We start from the raw sequence: 16,937 nt of genomic DNA on the forward strand, positions 1-16,937 counted from the left end.
CCGGGAGCTCGTTATGGATCATGCCGGTTCAGGCGGAGGTTATGGAAGTGAAACGAGGAAGGTCGGTATTGACGATGGGGCTTGACGCTTGCGTCGCCATGATTTCGTTAGCCGTGCTGTATTACATATTTATCATCAACCGGGATAGTAGTGCCCAGTGGGTAACTGGAATTATCGTGGTCCTCTCTGGAGGAGCATACCTGTATTTTAAATACATGCCAGCCACCAAGACGGAAAAGAAGAAATTGTCTTCGCGTGTTGTGAAGCTCGTCCTTCTGGACGACGACGGCACAAGTGTGAAGGAATGGTATATTCAGGGCGAAACGAGTGTTTTGATCGGGAAAAGTTCGAAGAACAGCGAGGCTGACATTGATCTGTCCGATACACCCTATGCGTCTCTCATTAGCTCGCAGCACGCCGTATTGAACAAAGCCTCGGGTCAATGGTTTATCGAGGATATCGACTCGGCCAGTGGGGTAGGTGTACGTAAAGGAAATCAAAGCAGAGCATCCAAATTGGAAATCGAAGAACCCAGCCTAATTGAGGCAGGGGACTTAATTTATATTGCCAATACCCGCATTTTGGTGAAATAACGTTGGCGTACATCATACAAGCTTACGGGGGAATGAAACGAAATGAGTCTGACTAGATGTGGAAACGGACATATGTTCAGCACGAGACGGCACGGCAATACGTGTCCATATTGCAATCTGGCCGTTGAATCGCCAGCTACCAGTAATGGTGAGGCAGCGGGTGCAGTCCCACGCGCACCTCGTACGGCAGAGGACGACAGAACGATGCCTTACCTGGGCGAAACGACAGGAATTGAACCGGTAACGGGATGGATGGTGTGTATCGAGGGTCCGCAGATGGGCCAGGATTATCGAATAATGGCTGAAAAGAACTTTATTGGACGTTCAGAAGAGATGCATGTTCGCATCCTCGGGGATAACACCATTTCTCGGCGTAATCACGCGGTGATTGTGTACGATCCCAAAAAGCGGAATTTCTATTTGCTGCCCGGCGATGCTTCTGGCCTCGCATATCACAACAATGAAGCGGTCTATTCTCCGGTGGAACTGGCTGCCTACGATGTTATCCAATTGGGACGAAGTAAATTCATTTTCATTCCATTGTGCGGTGTGCACTTTGAATGGGAGCAGCAGTGAACACCTTCATGATTTTGTGGAACGACAAGGAGCTAACGCCCTACTGGGTACTTGCGGGTGGCTGTTTGTTGATTTGGTTGCTGTTATTCGTGCGAAGCCGGATTCCGGTAAGGCAGCGTGACGATAGACCGGTTGGAGTTCAGATTGGCAATGGACAGACCATTGGTGCTCGCAATGAACAGGACGATTATTTTGCCTGTGCTGTGCAGCCGCATGGTGTACTTGCTGTACTTGCCGATGGGATCAGTGGATTGTCCGGTGGAAAAGTGGCGAGTACGACTGCCGTGGAAACATTTATCCGGGAGTTTGAAGAGTTGGAGCGGTTTCCTGATCCGGAAGAGTTTTGGGATGCTTCTTCCCATGCGGCAAATCAGGCCATCCTTCGGAATTTGCTGGGCGTTCCCGGAGGGACAACATTGGTGTCTGCCATGATCAAGGGAAAGGATCTGTATTGGGGTGCGGTAGGAGACAGCATCTTGGCCGTGTTTCGCAATGGAGAGCTGCTTGCCATCAATCATAAGCATACCCTGGAAACCCAACTTGAAGAACAGTATATGTCTGGAGAGATCTCCGAGCAGGAGGCGCTTGACAATCCGCAGCGCAAAAGGCTGGTCAACTATTTGGGGTACGACCATTTTAAACAAATGGAAATCGCGGACGAGCCGTTTGCACTGCAGCCGGCGGACAAGATTGTGTTATGCAGTGACGGGGTATACAACTCCCTTACTGAAATGGAACTGGAGACTATTCTGGCCAAAGACATTCCGCCGTTTGATGCAGCACAGGCCATCATTGATTTAATCGAAGAAAAACAGCTCGTGCATCAGGATAATGCCACGATTATCATTTTGGAGCAAGGATGGTAACGGATCGGGCAACGCACAGGGACGGGAAATGGGGAGACGGATGAGGAAGGAGAACAGTGAATTCAAGACCGCTTTTGTCTCGGAAGCGGGGTCTTTCCTGAAAAATTGGGATTTCTACGGCTGCGTTGAGCTGGAAGACTGGGCTTGTTATGTCATTGCAGATGGCCTCGACACCGATACGGAAGTGAATAGTGCACAGATCACGGTGCAGACCATTCTGGAATCCTTTTTGGAAAAACCAACGATGTCCAAACGCAGACTGACGGAGTATATCAAAATTGCGCATGAATGGTTGCAGTATGAAAGCCGCCGGGTCAGGCTCAAAGCGGGTTTCGTCATTGTTGTGACCGATTATACACGCATGGTGTGGGCATCTGCCGGACATAGCCGCTTGTATCATTTTCGGGGAAATAGGCTTGCATTAAAAAGTAAGGATCATAGTGTAGCTGCCCAGCTGGCAGCCGAAGGCCAGATTGCAGAGGATCGTGTGGATCAGCATGATGAACGCGGAAATCTGAATGAATACGCGGGCAAACCTGGCATGATCAAACCGTATGTATCCGATAAGATCAAGCTCGCCGATGGTGATGTGCTTGTTCTATGCACACCTGGAATATGGGAAGGCGTGCAGGATGCCGAGATGATTGATGCGGTGGAAGGTGCCAATGACCCGCAGGCGCTGGCCGATACGTTGGAAGAAGTGATGCTTAGCAAGCAGCGTTCGCGAATCGAGAATTATAGTGCGGCAGCCATCTATGTGAACAAGATTTTTCATGAAGAACCCAAGAACCGTAAGAAGTGGATTAAACGGATTGCCATCATGTTGATTATGCTCCTGATTTTTGGCGGAGCCGGCATATTCTACGCGGTGAAAAGCGCAGCCAAAAAAGCCGAGCTGGTAGTGGATATGCTGCAATACGAACAGAACGCTGACCAGTACGTGAAGGAACAGGAGTACGCCAAGGCCGTCTCAGATTACAGTCTTGCTCGCAACAATTCGATCAAAGTAAAGGACCCTGTGCACAAAAAGTTGCTGACTTCGAAGATGACTGCTGCTCAGACATTGGTTGACGGCGAAGCTCATTTGAAAGAAGGAGATATTCCCAAGGCAACCGCCAGTTACACCAAAGCACTGGAATTGTCTGAGTCCTACAATATGTTCAACCGTGAAGTCATTCAGGAACGTTTGGAACAGATGACCACCTTTCAGCAAGTACAAGACTGGATCACCGAGGGGGATCTGAAACTCCAGAACGGAGACTACAGTGGAGCGATCATCTTGTATAAAAGGGCCAGAACGGCCGCCACGGAAACAGCATACAAGGAGGCACTGAAGGAAGTTTCCACCAAACTGGAGACTGCCGAAACCAAACGGGCGGATATCAAGCGCCAATCCAGACAGCTTCAGGCCGATACCCTGGAACAGAAGGGTGACCGCTTCTCTGAAGCCGGAGATTATAGTGGCGCCATGGATGCCTATGCTTCGGCACAGGAAATTTATCAGGAGATCGATATGTTGGAACGCGTGCTGGCTATGGAGCGGAAAATAAATAAGCTGGATGAGAAACTGAATCCACCTGTACCGGCGGTTGATCTTACTCAGGATGCGGCAGGGTTAGGAACAACAGATACGTCTGGTTCGAACTCGGATTGGACCGGGAATGCGGGAGGAATGAGCGCAGGTAATTCAGTGGGAAGTACTTCTCCTGCAAGTAATGCCTCTTCGGTCGGAAGTGGAACTGTGGATGCTTCTGGATCCGGTTCTTCTTCAGGGAAAACGACAAGCAATGCTAGCATTAATTCCGCATCAAAGGCTAAAGGAAGCACCGACACCACCGAGGCTGAAGCGAATGAACTGGAAGCAACGGAAGGAGGAGATTCGTGATGAAAGATATTATTCGTGACCGTCTAAACAAGATGGAGGATCTGGAACAACGTCGCATGCTCAAAGATCTCATGACAGGCGTTTTTCTTAATCTGGTCGAGTATCAGGAGACGTTAAACAAACAGATCGAGCAACGGGTGTTTGACGAGGTGGTACCGCTGGAGGAACGCCACGATGTATATGTCACATTATGTCCGCGGGAAGATTTGGACCCCATTCATGAATTTCTGTATCCGATTCTTCCGGAGGATGCTACACCGCAGACCGTTTATTTGAGTGAGGCTTCAGAAGCGCTGGCACGTAAGGAAGAAATGAGATTGTTCACGTTCTACATGGAATGTGGGCAACAGGAGCTCCAATCCCTGCTGAAAAGTAATCGGACATTCCGCGGGGAGATTGTAACGAGTGAAGGCAGACATGGCATAACGGTTCGGTTGAAATCAAGTACTGCGTATATCTCCAAAATTGAAGAACTGTACCGGATCTTTCGTAAAAACAGCCTACCATGGAAATCGATTAATGCACCCTATGTGTTCAAATTCGTTGATTGTGTTCTAGTGGGTTCGGACGATGGAGATGCATGGGACAAACAGCATGTGGTCAAAGAACTTTCAATCCATTTGGAGGAGTTTGAGTCTTATAAAAGAACGAACATGATCCCACTTTGGAATATCCAGAAGCTTGATATGAAAACGGGTGGATTCCCTGTCCCGGCTTCTGACCGAATCAATTATGAACATGTGTTACCACTCCGCAAAACCGGAACGGAACACGGATATCTGGTGGATGGAGATGAATCGCATATTCGGTATATCAAAAGATCGGAAGAAGATATCACCATCGTATCTCCGCTGGAGAAATCCGATTCATGGACGGTACTGAAGATAGCCGGTCCCGTTACAACCCGAATCGGTAGAATGGACTTTCCGCTTTTTTCCAACAACAAACGGGAAGGGTTTGCGGGTAAATATGCGCGTCAGGAAGGACGCTCTGTGCGATCCAAAGGGGAGATTGCCCGCATGGTTCATGCTTTCCAGGTAGCGGAGGGATTGGAACTGGAAGATGTGAAAGTGGTGGCACCTGGGCCCACCTTGGGCATCACGTACCCGCTTAATGGATTTGTTAGCGATCATGTCCGTGTTGAGGCAGATAAACATCGAATGATTTTAAGGTTCAGCAAACACGGAATTCAGCCAGAACAGGCTATTTTTCTAGATGATTTGCTGAGCTTTCTGGTATCTGAGATCCAGTTGGCTTTCCCTGAATATCGCTGCGAAGGGGAATGGATGTGAGCTTAACATGAATTATATATGGGATCTGATTATTCGCGCCAAGCGTAATGGAACTGATCTGAGAGACGTAACTTTTGTTCCTGCACGTGTATATTCGCCTTATATTGAATTAAGTCATACGAACCTGAATGCTTCAGACGTGGAACGTACGATGGAAGTCAATCCGTATTATCGTTTTTTTGATATTTTCAGGGATTTGTTCGATATCAATAACGAAGAGCAGGTGGAATTGCGGGAGACGCTCTTTGATTTGGTCATTCATTTTCTGGCGGATATGGATTTGATGCAGGGGATGAATAAAAGGGAGTATTACATTCGCTTCATTTTGAATGATATGCATTCGGGTGTATACGGGAAACGGATACGGCGGCGACTGGAGTTGTTCGGACGAGAGGAACAGGAAGTGATCGCCTGCAATATTCTCCGTCTGTACGATACGGGAGAGGCCGTTCATCTGCTAAGGGATACTCTTGTCCGGATGTTCCCGCGTTCAACCCTTTATGCCAATTGTGAGGAGAAGGATGAATTGCTCTTATATATTGGTCAGGCAGAACGGACGGAAGCGAAGGAGAAGCTGGAATTGATTCTTGAACTCTTCCTGCCGGTTCGTTTTGACACGGAAATATACTGGGGTCATCATTTTGGCATTCTGGATGTGGACTATACGATGATACAGGACGGTATTGCCCTATATTAAGCAGCATCAGCAGTTGTAAGGAGGAAGTATAGATGAAAGGCTATTCATACCGATTGTATCCCGATGCCACGGGCAGGGAACGGGCCAGAGGAACCATGCGTTATACGCGCGAAGAGTTGATGGACATGACGACATTTCAATTACGGAATATTTGTTACAAGGAGCGACTGGTTGAGGGATTGGGGCCCCGCACGGAGCGTGAAGAACTGATTCGGATTATTCTGAAATTTTTGGGAGCGGACGATGTGTTGTGGATCGATCAGTCTGTTGAAGGCGGATTCGAGCGCATACAAAAGGCCATTTCTCGTCATATGACGGCTCCTATGAGCAGTGATGGAGGTATTAGTGTGCCCGCGCGGCTGATTCTGTTCGAAGGATTGAAAGTGGACAAGCTGGATCAGTACGTAGTCACGGCGCCGGGTGGTTTAACTGAATCCAACGTACTTTTGGTCAATGAGAGTATGGAGCTGTGTGGCATCTTTAATCTGGTTAAGGACGAGTCCATATCCGGAACCTTTTATTTGACGGCAGGAAGTGGATCGACCTGGAAACGATCGGGCAACAGACAGTACAGTCTTCTCTTTTCCGTAAACGCGATTCGGAATATCTATATCAGACCTATTACTCTAGCAGGCCTCTTCCTCCGGTTCATATTCAATATACTCAAATTCCACTGGCCGATCTGGACATCCGGGAACTCGAACCGACAGACGCTGTACTTGCAATTGACTTTGGCACCTCCAACACGACGGCAGGCGCCTATTTGCATAATGGTTATATTCAGGCACCAAGCAGCCAGGATTTGCTGAATGGGCGGGTTCGTATGGATGCCATTAACTATGTGGCTTTTCCCGACCCTACATACAAAGACACGGACTGGATCGAGGTCCTGCCTACGGCCATCGGTGTGGCGGAGTGCTCGGATCCAGCGAACATTCGTTACGAGTTCGGCTATGAAGCGCTGCGAAGCATGCGTCGGGGAGGGTACAGCAGCCGGGCGAGTGTCTTCCGCAGCATGAAGCGCTGGGTGAACAACTACAACAAAATAGAAGAGATCGTCGATGTTCATGGCAATGCGGCCATGGTTTCTCGTATGGATCTGCTGCGTGCGTACATGAATTACATCATCCGAACGGCAGAGCATCAGTTTAAGTGTAAGTTTCGCCATGTGCATTTTACCAGTCCCGTGAAGATGAAAACACAATTTTTGCAGATGTTCGGAGAGATGCTTCCGGATTATCGGATTGAGCAGGCATATGCGCTGGATGAGGGAATGGCTGTGCTCTATAACACCCTTGCTGACGGGATGGAACGCGGTGCTTTCATGGAAGGGCAGACGTATCATGCGCTCGTGATTGATTGTGGCGGGGAACAACTGACTTGTCATCTTGTGCATTTACGATCGAGGACGGACATATGGCGTACAAGCTGGATATCCATACCACTTACGAAAATGGGGATACCAACTTCGGAGGTCACAACATTACCTATCGTATTATGCAGTTCATGAAGATCGTATTCGCCGACTACTATAGCGGACGACGTCAGGTGACGGATATCGATAGCCTGATCGAGGCACCGGGTGCGGATGTGTTCCGTCAAGTGGACGAAGAAGGTGTGAAATCCGTCTATCAGAAGCTGGAACAACGCTATGAGGAGGCAGAACATATCATCCCGACTGCGTTTGCGCGTCGAGAGAATCGTTCACGAGATGAGTATCTTCGGGTGAGAGGCAACTTCTACTTTCTGTGGGAAATCGCAGAAGAGATGAAGCAGCAATTTTTCCGCAAAACCGGCATCTTGCGTAACCGATTCCACTCGGAGATGGAGGACGATGGGGATAGTGACCTGCAGATCACGACCATGGAACGTTGGTTTCTGTCCGTGGAACGTAGTGGTGAACTGAAGGATGAATATGAGTTCCCCGATGTGGTGTTTAATATCAAGGAAATTACTCAGCTGATTAAGGCTGATATCTATGAGGTGGTCCGCAAGTTTTTGGATGATTTCTATCGGCAAGGGCGGATGAGCCAATATTCGATTATCAAGTTGACAGGTCAGTCCTGCCGCATTGATGTATTTCGGGAAGCGCTGAAAGAGTTCGTTCCAGGCAGAAGCATTGAGTTTCGGCAAAAACCTGCGGAAGGGCGTGTGCCTGATCTTAAACTTGCCTGCCTTCGAGGGGCGATTCGTTATCAGAGTGCCCGCAAAACAGGAAGCGTTCAAGCCGATATCACGCATGATGCCGCTGTAATTCCTTATACCGTAAGTGCCTACACGCATAATGGACGTGAAAAAATGCTGATCAGCAGTCTGGATCGGAGTGACGGCATTCCGGGCTGCATTTCCCGTCCATTCGAGACGGCAGAAGTGGAGTTGTACCTGAGCGGAAGCGATGGTCAGCTGAGACAGAAATTCGTCTATGCCAACCGTCTGGATGCCTATAAAGAGGTGCTCTACGAAGACATCCGGGATCAGTACGGAGATAAAATCCCGCAGGATGATACGGACTCTATTGTGAATGGAGAGACGAAGTTTTTTGTTTTTCCGGATGACCGTCATTGGGGGTTTCATGTATTACCGGTTGCCCGCAGGAATGAACGGTTGTATCTGGGGCCGCAGAAGCTGCTTCCATTTGAAACAGACTTGTCGGAACTCGACTTCTTTGACGGAATGAAGTGAGGACCAAGAGCAGAAAGGAGGAACACCGCTCATGTTCACATATTCGTATCCGCATTTTAACAAGGGAAGAATTCTGAAAACATCCATGTTGGAGGGGCTACGTGATTTCCCCAGAGACTACATCGAACTGTACTATCGCGGTTATGCAGATGGCATCCTTGCAGGTGCAGAGGTGGAAGTGTTCCCGGACAAGTTGATCGTCTCCCCTGGGATGGTGCTGCATAAAGGAAGGCTTTACATGCTGACAGAGCCTATGGAACTGGTATACCAAGCTACGGGCCGGGTCAATGTGCTGAAGCTTCGGTTTACTGCGGAGGAGACCGTGAGTGACATGACGATAAGCCATTCGGAACTGCTCTTGGATGAAGAGACAACATGCACATCTGGAGAGTTGGAGCTGGCTCGATTCAAGCTGAAGAAGGGGCCCGGCTGCGACGGGACTACCAGACCTTTGCCGATTTGGCAACGGAGTTCAACACGCTGCATGTCATTCATGTCCCTTATGCAGCCGAGGGGGCAAGCACCTTATCCCCTGTTGTCATGAAGGATTATGCCGAGAGATTGCTTCGAACGGGCACCTCTGATCCCCAGGATCTGGTCTTCGCCATGATGTGTCTTAATGAAGGAACGGTTGCGCGCAGCGTCATTTTGCATCACATTGCCAGTCGATTGGGGCTGGAGTACAGAGAATACGATAATGCGCAAATTCATCGATATCTGGATCGTATACTGGCGAATGCAGGTCGGGGAACGGGACGTTCGGGTATGCCGGTGGGCGGACCGCATCGTATGATTGTGGATTGATTCATTAAAAGGAAAGGAAGTGTGTTCCTCATATGGAATATCTTGATTGCAAAGTGATTCCAATATTATATAGCCAACGTGGAAATGAAGATGATCAGAATGGTGCAGAAGAAGAATTGGTTTCATCTGCATATAAATCTCAAGCTGTTGCTTCAGCAGATCTGCCAACGATGCTTCGTATTAGCAAGGAGAATGTGTTTCTAAAACGCACTGAGTTGTATGACAGTAGGGTGAGCATATCCCTTCCCCGTTCGTTGCGTTTAATTTTAGAGAAGGAAGCGAGCATAAAGTATCCTTCGTCTCATCGGCCGGAATGGATCTACACGAACGACTCAGGCACGGTCAATTTTACGTTCAACAGGCTGGAGCATCGAATTTCGGAAGCGGAACTGACTTCCTTTACCGAAACGATGGCGAATGTCGTTCGCGGAACGCAGCCTATCAGACAATGGGACAAACACGGCGTTCGTACTACAGAAATGGGACATGTCATGGGCTATTGCCAGTTTTCCGTACAGGGGTTGAATAATCAGATTTACAACCATATCGGTTTTACGATTTTGGACCAGTCCGTTCTTGTATACGGATTTAATTGCACAGATGAAGAAAAAAGGGATTGGCAGGAGCCTGGCGAGATGATTCTGAACTCACTTGCGATCCTTTGAGACTGAAAGGAGATGGGGAACATGAGTCTGACTTATGAGAATCTGCTTATTGAACCATATGAACTGCTGCATTTGCAAGAACTGACGATCCGCAAAAAGATGAATGAGCACACTCGGCTCGTGTTTAAGGGTATGGTGTCCGAGGAATGGAAAGATCGCTATGTCGATGTAACGGACCGTGATACTTCCATTGAAGTATGGCAAAAAGATGAGGATGGAAACAAAAGTCCGTTGTTCAAAGGCATTCCGTTATCTGTTGAAGTGCAGGTTGTGAGAGGCGTATATACGCTCCAAGTGGAGGCTATCTCGCATACATACCGGATGGACATTACAAAAAGGACGCGAACGTTTCAAAATGTCAAAATGACGTTGCCCGATTTGCTAAAGGAACTGGATCAGCATTATCCGGGACTTGATGTAATTGATGAGGGAACAGGCGGGGCCAAGATCGCCAAGGTTGCTGTGCAATATCAAGAAACGGATTGGGCATTTCTCAGGAGACTTGCTTCTCGCTTTCACACTAGCTTGATGCCTGCCGCCCAGTTTGATAGCCCAAAATTTTATTTTGGCGTCTTTGAGCACGGAAATTCAATTGACCTAGACAATACACGCTATACAATCCGCAAAAATATGACGCCATTCATGTACTTTACAGAAAACGATACGTTAAAGGTCAATGAATCGGACTTCATTATATACGAAATCGAGACAGACCAGGTCATGGAGCTTGGACACCATATTACTTTCCGGGGCAGGAGCCTATATGTGACTGAGGCATATACCGAGCTTGTGGGAGGGATCGTGAAACACCAATATGTACTTAGCCTTCATAGAGGACTGCGGCAAAAGACATATTACAATCCATTAATTGCTGGAAGCTCATTGCTTGGTCGCATCCTTTCAGTACATGGCGGTCATGTCAGAGTGCAGCTGGACTGTGATGAACAACAGGAGGAAGAGGAAGCGTTGTGGCTGCTGTATCAGTCGCCTTACATTGCAGAGGGGCAGACAGGTTGGTATGTCATGCCTGAAGTGGGGGATCCGGTGGCTGTCTATTTTCCAACGCAAAATGAAGAAGAGGCCTACGCGACAGGAGCACCTCGTCTGGATAACCAGATAACCGGAACGAACCAATTGAACAAACCGGACCATAAAATTTTCCGAACGCCCTATGGAAAGGAAATCAGACTGACACCAGATTCCATTTCCATTAGCAGTAAAGAGGGCGAGGTGTTCATTCGGCTCAGCGGGGACGAGGGCATCCAGATCATCGGAAGCCAGCAGGTTCGTATGTCTGCTGGGGGCAATATCTCGCTCAAAGCTGGGAAGAAAATAACATTGTCTGCTGATTCGCAATTGTTGCTCGAAGGTGGAGGAGGAACGTTCAAATTGGATGGACAGGCAAAAATGAGTGGATCGGAAGTGAAAGCCAACTAGCATGGTATGACAGAAAGGGCAGGAGGGGAAGTTCCAATGGTTCGCAAGGAATCTGTATTACATTTTTATACCCATCAGGTGAAACCTGCGCGGGACAAGCTTATGGATGATTTGCAGCATACGCTGCATACAAGGCATGCGGAATTGACAGCCGAGTTCTTGAGTCATTTCAGGTTTATGATTCAGGAAGTCAGCGATGTGCAAAAGCGTGGAGCGAAAGGACGGATCGCTTATATTCAATATTCTATGCTGCGAACTGAACTACTTGGAGGAGATATGAATGTTCTGGTCGAAGCATGCGATGCTTCATGGTTGCTGGATCGCGCACCCATCCGTTCGTTCTATTCGTTCGATTGGGCCTATGAGTGTCTTGAACGGATGCTCAATGGACTAAGAGAAGAACTTCCTCGCTATCAAGGAACCGTTACAGCGGTAGAACTGGACCGAATCATGCTACAGGAAGCGGCATTGGTGAATCGTTATATTGTGCATTTTATACGCCATAGCTCTCGCGCGCTGGAGGACTTTGAGTGGAACTCTCTTATGGAACTGGAACAGATATTTGAAGTACGTGTGGGAGAATACTTGGATGCCAGCGAGTGCGTGTTTCGTCTTGATCGAAGGAATAGGAGCATTGAGGAGATTGGTGAAGCGTTGGAAGAAAGTGATGGTCTGGAGGTCATGTACGCGCACTTTCAGGGACTGGATATGAGCAAAATGGAATGCAGCGATCTGGATTTTCGTTACAGCCGTTTCGATCGTATCGATATGCATTCTACCGATTTTCAACGCTGTGTCTTGATAGAGACACGTTGGCGCAATTGTAGTCTGGAGAACACCGATTTCACCGGAAGCATTCTATATGGGCAGATTTCAGCGGGTGTTCTCTGGAAAATGCTGTTTTCAGGGAGATCATAGGGGAGGCAGGACATCCGGAAGGACTCGTTCAGGGTCCAGAATACGATGCGCTTAACTTCGAGAATTCAAACCTTTCAGGTGCTGACTTCCGAGGAGCACGCCTTCGTGGAGCCATATTCCGTGGAGCCAATCTGACAGATACGTTATGGGATGGTGCTGATGTGGAGGATGCGATTTTTGACGATGCCGAGAGGGGGCGAGGGTTATCCGATACTTTCGTCTAATGGCCGATCCCAGATGGATACACCGCGTAGAGACAGAGCCTGTCGGAGAACTGCAACGCAGGGTCTGGAATCAGGCTTTTCATGATTCGGGCAGTGAGCATACAGCCATTAACCTTTATGTACGAAGCGGATTCCATGTGGATTATACGGATTATTTGGAACAGCCTGTCCCATTGGTTTCAGATCAATTGCTTGAAACACTTATATTGTATTGTCCCCATCTCAAGCGAAGGGCCACCGTATTAACGGACAAGGAGCGAATGACCCAGGAGACATATTGGGCCATTCACCCTCCTGCGCTGGCAAGCGTATTATCTCCCCATACTTGTAGGCGAATGGATGGAAGTCTGGAGCGGATCGTGCTAAAGCAAGAATTCCCTGAGGTACCTCTGTTCCAATTGATGGAGATGCGCGAAACCGTAATCATTGTCAATCTAGCATTGGCTGAGAGCATTCTGCGGCGAGATGTCACGGGAGTGCAATTCATTCCGTTGGAGTTGGAGCAAACAAATTAGAAAGGAGAGTTACGATGGCACAAAGTCAAGAACAAGCTGCCCAGATTCATACGGCTAGAGAAGCCTCCAAAGGCTATGTCGTTGCAGGAGCAATTCTTAAATGTAATTGCGGGACACAGCGTACACGATTGAAAATCCCGTTCAGTCATGGCGTATATATCAAGGGGAAAGCGAAGATGACCGTTGAGGATTATGTTCCGGGCATCCATATTGGGTCGTTCGGTAACTGTTCCAATCCACTAAATCCAGCAGTAGCGGCAAGTACGATGGTTGACATCTATGGGGTTAAGAAAGCGCCTTGCGTTCCCGTGCTGACCATGCCCTGGCTTCACGGAAAGGGAGATACCAAAGTGGAAGGGAAGGCTGCGCTGCTCAGTCACTGTACTCACAAGTGTCTGTACGGCGGAGATATCGTCATCGAGGATGACGGTCAGCAGTTGGACTTTTGACGATGAGTGAAATCACGCAGAAGAAACCGGAGCATATCGGATATGAACAGCTTCGCTTATATTGGCCTTATCGTGCACAGTGGCTGGAGGGCGTACAAATTACCCGCCAGGTGAACGAGCATGCGAAGCTCTATGTCAGCGGCATTCTTCCGGAAGAGGATGGACCTGAAATTCTTCAGGTTCAGGCTGATGGTGAATCTATCGTGCTCAGGCAAGTCGATGAAACTGGCAGATCGGTGAGAAGACTGTTCCATGGCGTCATGACCTCGCTCACGGTTCAATTGTCGGGAGGGATCTATCGATTCGAGCTTGAAGCCTTGTCCAACTCGTATCAAATGGATATCCGTATTCAGGAACGAGCCTTTCAAAACAGAGGGTGGTCGTTCAAGGAACTAATTCAATTCATTATGAATTCATACCGCTATTCGGATGTCATGGATCAGGTTACTGGAAATACCCTATTGAGTGGACTTGTTTTACAATATAAAGAGACTGATTGGATGTTCCTGCGCCGGCTTGCCTCGCGATTCGGTACGGTGTTGGTCCCCGAAATCACGGCGGCATCACCCAAGCTGTTTATCGGTTTGCCCGCAGGAAAGATGTGGAAGTGGCCGGAAAACCAGCCTTATCAGGTTCGTAAAGAATTGGGTGGAATTGACTGGCGTGGTTCCGGAACGGATGATCGATATATCATTCAGGGTCCCAAGGGCACGCAAGGCGTATTGCAGTATACGATGGAAAGTGCAGTCACCTATGCACTTGGAGACAAAGTTGAACTGCCGGATGGCACGGAGCTAACCGTGGTGTATGCCAATTCACGCCTGGAATCCGGGCTGCTCATGACGATCTATCGTATGGTACCCGAGGATCACATTCGCGTACCTAGATGCGACCTATCGGACCTGATTGGCTTGTCGTTATATGGTGAGGTGGTCCGCGTGATTCATGACCATGTTCAGATCAAATTACCCATGGACGAGGGCCCGATGGCGCAAGGGGCCGCATCTCCCTATCCGGTCACCCCAGCATATGCTGCGGAAGGACATAGCGGATTATACATGATGCCGGAGATCGGGGATCAAGTGGAATTATATTTTCCAAGTAGCCTGGAGTCCGGCGCATACATTCGTCATTCCATCTCGGAGGGCAAACGTTCTGCTAACGAGGGGACGGATCATAAAGTCTGGGGCCATCCTGCCGGAAGCTCTATCGGCATGTCGCCTGAGGAGGTTACGCTGCAAGCCGGATCCGGGATAACGATTACCTTGAATGAGCAGGGTGTACTATTGGATAGTCCGGGACATCTGTCGATTCAGGGTAGCAACATCCTGCTTGCAGCCGGAAAGATCGAGGCCACTGCACCGGAAGCGATATGGCTGCTTGGTGGAGGTGGCAGCTTCATTCTGGACGGGGAGGCCAACGTGCGAGCTGGCCTGCTGCAACAAGAGGGCAGCAACAAAGCGCCTGTTCATGTGGCGGATCTGCCACCAGAGCCAGAGCCACCGCTGATGCCGATTGAGGAGTACGAAGCGGCTCAGGCTGCTGCTGCAGAGGCAGCCGCATTAACCCAGGCCTCGACGACGAACCCGAAGGATGGATCCTTGGTTGGAGCTGCATTGGCCATCACTGCTATGATTCCGATCATGGGAGCGCTAGGAGGTATTGCTGCTCAAACCGCCGTCGGTGCTGGTATCGCCGCCGTGGCCACGGGTCTCATCGCGAGTGTACCGAAGATAGGGTCTTTCAAGCCTTCAGGGCTGAATTTGCTGGAACGACTCATGAATGGTTTTGCTGAAATGCAACAGCAGGAGAACGAAGCGAAATGGGCGATGCTTGGTAAAATGCTGACGGCCGCTAAAGTGTTAACTACAGCGACTTCGCCTCTCGATCTGATCAAGAAGTTGCATCAGCAGCATCAGGAAATTAGCATGACGTATTATGAAATTCCAGGTCATATTCGGGAGAAGTGGACGAAACAGCAGGCAGATCAGGACCTGAAAAGTTCGCTGGATTATTTCAACAAAGTGATGAAAAACCCGGAGGAATACAATATTCTTTTTGTAGGTCCCCATTTTGCGAATATTACCTTCGATATTGGCAGGCCTCATATCACGGTAGAGGAACTAGGGAGTTATGACTATTGGAAGGCTCAAGGGCTAAGCCTGGATGAAATGAAGTATCTGTCCTGGAGGCTCAAGGCTCCCATGAGCGAACAAGCCTTTGCTGAACTATGGGGTGAATACGATCAATATGATGCGACGCTAAAAGGTCTGGATACTCAAGTTAATTTTAAGAACAAGAGAGGTTCGGCAGGTGGTCTTGTAGGCTCGGTCCGGCTGATCCCCCAGGCAAGTGGAACAACGCCGCCCAAAGTGAGCACGAGCCCGTCTTCGCCTATAGTGCCCAAAGTGAAGACATTTGTCCGAAAATATTGGGAAGAAAGTCAGCAGATGCGAATCGTATCTGGTGGAGGAAGTCATTGGAGCAATAATAAGACGAACAAAACAGGTGAGACGGCTTCGGGAAATGGAAAGACAGCAAACAGTGGGGGAGGATCAACCTCTAAACCTGTAGAGAACCCGCCGAAGTCGAAAACAAGTTCGGGTAGTTCACCTTCTTCGAAAAAGAATGAAGGAAATTCAACGACAACGTCGAAACCAAGCACGACACCAAAGACGAATCCAGAAAAAAAGAAACACCGAATGAAGTGAATATCTGGAAGCCGCCAACGAAGAAAAAGGACGAAGGTAAACCGCAAGGCGATACGAAACCGCCTAAATCATCCGAACCGGAGAAACCGCAGGAGAATCCCAAAACAAACAAACCGAAGGATGATCCGGAAGGCACTGAGGGGACGGGTAATGTTCCTAAAGTAACAAAAGGTTATGATGTAACACCATTGAAAAGCACTTATCAAGAAAGGCTGAATCAAACTCCTGTAAATAATGGTAAATGGACTGGCGAAGAGGCGAATCAACTTTTATTTCAGATAAGCCTGAAGTAAAACCATATCTTGATGAAGCAGGAGTTAAAGGTGTAGAATATAAGAATGCAATGCCAGATTTATCTCCGTTTTCGAAGGCGGAATTTGAGATTACGGGTATGTCTAGTTCAAGAACTTCTAATTTTTCAAAAGCTGACAAGTTGCTCGCAGAGCAGTGGTCAACACCAGAGAAGCAGTGGACAAAGGCTGAAGTGGCAATATGGAGAACAAAAAACAAGTATACTTGGCATGAACTTAATGATGGAAAAACCATACAATTGGTTCCGAGTAGTGTTAATTCTAAATTTGGACACCTTGGTGGTGTAAGTGAAGTTAAATAAGAAAGGACGA

The 16,937-nt window shown here is 48.5% G+C and carries 17 protein-coding genes and 1 pseudogene; all 18 read left to right on the plus strand.

Annotated features, from left to right (window positions below; genetic code table 11):
* The first annotated feature begins 20 nt into the window (after positions 1–20).
* The 18 genes and pseudogenes from ACTWJ7_RS11900 to ACTWJ7_RS11985 all read left to right on the plus strand — a co-directional run bounded on the left by ACTWJ7_RS11900 (position 21) and on the right by ACTWJ7_RS11985 (position 16,927).
* A complete protein-coding gene (locus ACTWJ7_RS11900; RefSeq protein WP_443145479.1) occupies positions 21–593 on the plus strand; it encodes an FHA domain-containing protein in 573 nt (190 codons plus the stop codon).
* A gap of 42 nt (positions 594–635) precedes the next feature.
* A complete protein-coding gene (locus ACTWJ7_RS11905; protein ID WP_072734549.1) occupies positions 636–1,169 on the plus strand; it encodes an FHA domain-containing protein in 534 nt (177 codons plus the stop codon).
* On the plus strand, positions 1,154–2,035 hold the full coding sequence (locus tag ACTWJ7_RS11910) for a PP2C family protein-serine/threonine phosphatase (protein ID WP_301878071.1): 882 nt from the start codon (positions 1,154–1,156) through the stop codon (positions 2,033–2,035). The genes ACTWJ7_RS11905 and ACTWJ7_RS11910 overlap by 16 nt, the downstream gene beginning before the upstream one ends.
* Complete coding sequence (locus ACTWJ7_RS11915; protein WP_443145480.1) at positions 2,001–3,920, plus strand: serine/threonine protein phosphatase; 1,920 nt, start codon at positions 2,001–2,003, stop codon at positions 3,918–3,920. The genes ACTWJ7_RS11910 and ACTWJ7_RS11915 overlap by 35 nt, the downstream gene beginning before the upstream one ends.
* Positions 3,920–5,212: a normocyte-binding protein gene (locus ACTWJ7_RS11920; protein ID WP_301878069.1), complete on the plus strand. Its 1,293-nt coding sequence runs from the start codon at positions 3,920–3,922 to the stop codon at positions 5,210–5,212. Before ACTWJ7_RS11915 ends, ACTWJ7_RS11920 begins: the two co-directional genes overlap by 1 nt.
* A 7-nt stretch (positions 5,213–5,219) precedes the next feature.
* On the plus strand, positions 5,220–5,909 hold the full coding sequence (locus ACTWJ7_RS11925) for an iron-dependent peroxidase (RefSeq protein WP_301878068.1): 690 nt from the start codon (positions 5,220–5,222) through the stop codon (positions 5,907–5,909).
* A 32-nt stretch (positions 5,910–5,941) separates the two neighbouring features.
* A pseudogene (locus ACTWJ7_RS11930) lies at positions 5,942–8,591 on the plus strand (molecular chaperone).
* Between the two features lie 31 nt (positions 8,592–8,622).
* A complete protein-coding gene (locus ACTWJ7_RS11935) occupies positions 8,623–9,135 on the plus strand; it encodes a hypothetical protein (RefSeq protein ID WP_443145481.1) in 513 nt (170 codons plus the stop codon).
* A 17-nt stretch (positions 9,136–9,152) separates the two neighbouring features.
* The gene (locus tag ACTWJ7_RS11940) at positions 9,153–9,395 is read left to right on the plus strand and encodes a hypothetical protein (RefSeq protein WP_443145482.1); all 243 of its coding nucleotides are present in this window, start codon (positions 9,153–9,155) and stop codon (positions 9,393–9,395) included.
* Between the two features lie 32 nt (positions 9,396–9,427).
* The gene (locus ACTWJ7_RS11945) at positions 9,428–10,060 is read left to right on the plus strand and encodes a hypothetical protein (RefSeq protein ID WP_301878064.1); all 633 of its coding nucleotides are present in this window, start codon (positions 9,428–9,430) and stop codon (positions 10,058–10,060) included.
* Between the two features lie 21 nt (positions 10,061–10,081).
* A complete protein-coding gene (locus ACTWJ7_RS11950) occupies positions 10,082–11,497 on the plus strand; it encodes a phage baseplate assembly protein V (protein WP_076288032.1) in 1,416 nt (471 codons plus the stop codon).
* 36 nt (positions 11,498–11,533) lie between these two features.
* Positions 11,534–12,415: a pentapeptide repeat-containing protein gene (locus ACTWJ7_RS11955; RefSeq protein ID WP_443145483.1), complete on the plus strand. Its 882-nt coding sequence runs from the start codon at positions 11,534–11,536 to the stop codon at positions 12,413–12,415.
* Positions 12,412–12,639: a pentapeptide repeat-containing protein gene (locus tag ACTWJ7_RS11960; RefSeq protein ID WP_443146368.1), complete on the plus strand. Its 228-nt coding sequence runs from the start codon at positions 12,412–12,414 to the stop codon at positions 12,637–12,639. Before ACTWJ7_RS11955 ends, ACTWJ7_RS11960 begins: the two co-directional genes overlap by 4 nt.
* Positions 12,639–13,154 carry a hypothetical protein gene (locus tag ACTWJ7_RS11965; RefSeq protein WP_301878063.1) on the plus strand — a complete coding sequence of 172 codons (516 nt, stop codon included), beginning with the start codon at positions 12,639–12,641 and terminating at the stop codon, positions 13,152–13,154. The genes ACTWJ7_RS11960 and ACTWJ7_RS11965 overlap by 1 nt, the downstream gene beginning before the upstream one ends.
* Before the next feature lie 14 nt (positions 13,155–13,168).
* Entirely contained in the window at positions 13,169–13,603 is a 435-nt protein-coding gene (locus ACTWJ7_RS11970) for a DUF4280 domain-containing protein (protein ID WP_079349700.1), read from the plus strand.
* 2 nt (positions 13,604–13,605) lie between these two features.
* Positions 13,606–16,314 carry an adhesin gene (locus ACTWJ7_RS11975; RefSeq protein ID WP_443145484.1) on the plus strand — a complete coding sequence of 903 codons (2,709 nt, stop codon included), beginning with the start codon at positions 13,606–13,608 and terminating at the stop codon, positions 16,312–16,314.
* Entirely contained in the window at positions 16,311–16,607 is a 297-nt protein-coding gene (locus ACTWJ7_RS11980) for a hypothetical protein (RefSeq protein WP_443145485.1), read from the plus strand. The genes ACTWJ7_RS11975 and ACTWJ7_RS11980 overlap by 4 nt, the downstream gene beginning before the upstream one ends.
* Complete coding sequence (locus ACTWJ7_RS11985) at positions 16,556–16,927, plus strand: HNH endonuclease (protein WP_443145486.1); 372 nt, start codon at positions 16,556–16,558, stop codon at positions 16,925–16,927. Before ACTWJ7_RS11980 ends, ACTWJ7_RS11985 begins: the two co-directional genes overlap by 52 nt.
* The last annotated feature ends 10 nt before the right edge of the window (positions 16,928–16,937 follow it).

Source organism: Paenibacillus sp. 1A_MP2 (assembly GCF_052244825.1).
Classification (GTDB): domain Bacteria; phylum Bacillota; class Bacilli; order Paenibacillales; family Paenibacillaceae; genus Paenibacillus; species Paenibacillus vandeheii.

Excerpts from the sequence above, each read along its gene's own strand:
- ACTWJ7_RS11955 (WP_443145483.1), top strand. The coding sequence starts at position 11,534 with ATGGTTCGCAAGGAATCTGTATTACATTTTTATACCCATCAGGTGAAA.
- ACTWJ7_RS11975 (WP_443145484.1), top strand. The coding sequence starts at position 13,606 with ATGAGTGAAATCACGCAGAAGAAACCGGAGCATATCGGATATGAACAG.
- ACTWJ7_RS11935 (WP_443145481.1), top strand. The coding sequence starts at position 8,623 with ATGTTCACATATTCGTATCCGCATTTTAACAAGGGAAGAATTCTGAAA.
- ACTWJ7_RS11985 (WP_443145486.1), top strand. The coding sequence starts at position 16,556 with ATGGACTGGCGAAGAGGCGAATCAACTTTTATTTCAGATAAGCCTGAA.
- ACTWJ7_RS11925 (WP_301878068.1), top strand. The coding sequence starts at position 5,220 with ATGAATTATATATGGGATCTGATTATTCGCGCCAAGCGTAATGGAACT.
- ACTWJ7_RS11970 (WP_079349700.1), top strand. The coding sequence starts at position 13,169 with ATGGCACAAAGTCAAGAACAAGCTGCCCAGATTCATACGGCTAGAGAA.
- ACTWJ7_RS11945 (WP_301878064.1), top strand. The coding sequence starts at position 9,428 with ATGGAATATCTTGATTGCAAAGTGATTCCAATATTATATAGCCAACGT.
- ACTWJ7_RS11950 (WP_076288032.1), top strand. The coding sequence starts at position 10,082 with ATGAGTCTGACTTATGAGAATCTGCTTATTGAACCATATGAACTGCTG.
- ACTWJ7_RS11965 (WP_301878063.1), top strand. The coding sequence starts at position 12,639 with ATGGCCGATCCCAGATGGATACACCGCGTAGAGACAGAGCCTGTCGGA.
- ACTWJ7_RS11900 (WP_443145479.1), top strand. The coding sequence starts at position 21 with ATGCCGGTTCAGGCGGAGGTTATGGAAGTGAAACGAGGAAGGTCGGTA.
- ACTWJ7_RS11920 (WP_301878069.1), top strand. The coding sequence starts at position 3,920 with ATGAAAGATATTATTCGTGACCGTCTAAACAAGATGGAGGATCTGGAA.
- ACTWJ7_RS11910 (WP_301878071.1), top strand. The coding sequence starts at position 1,154 with ATGGGAGCAGCAGTGAACACCTTCATGATTTTGTGGAACGACAAGGAG.
- ACTWJ7_RS11915 (WP_443145480.1), top strand. The coding sequence starts at position 2,001 with ATGCCACGATTATCATTTTGGAGCAAGGATGGTAACGGATCGGGCAAC.
- ACTWJ7_RS11905 (WP_072734549.1), top strand. The coding sequence starts at position 636 with ATGAGTCTGACTAGATGTGGAAACGGACATATGTTCAGCACGAGACGG.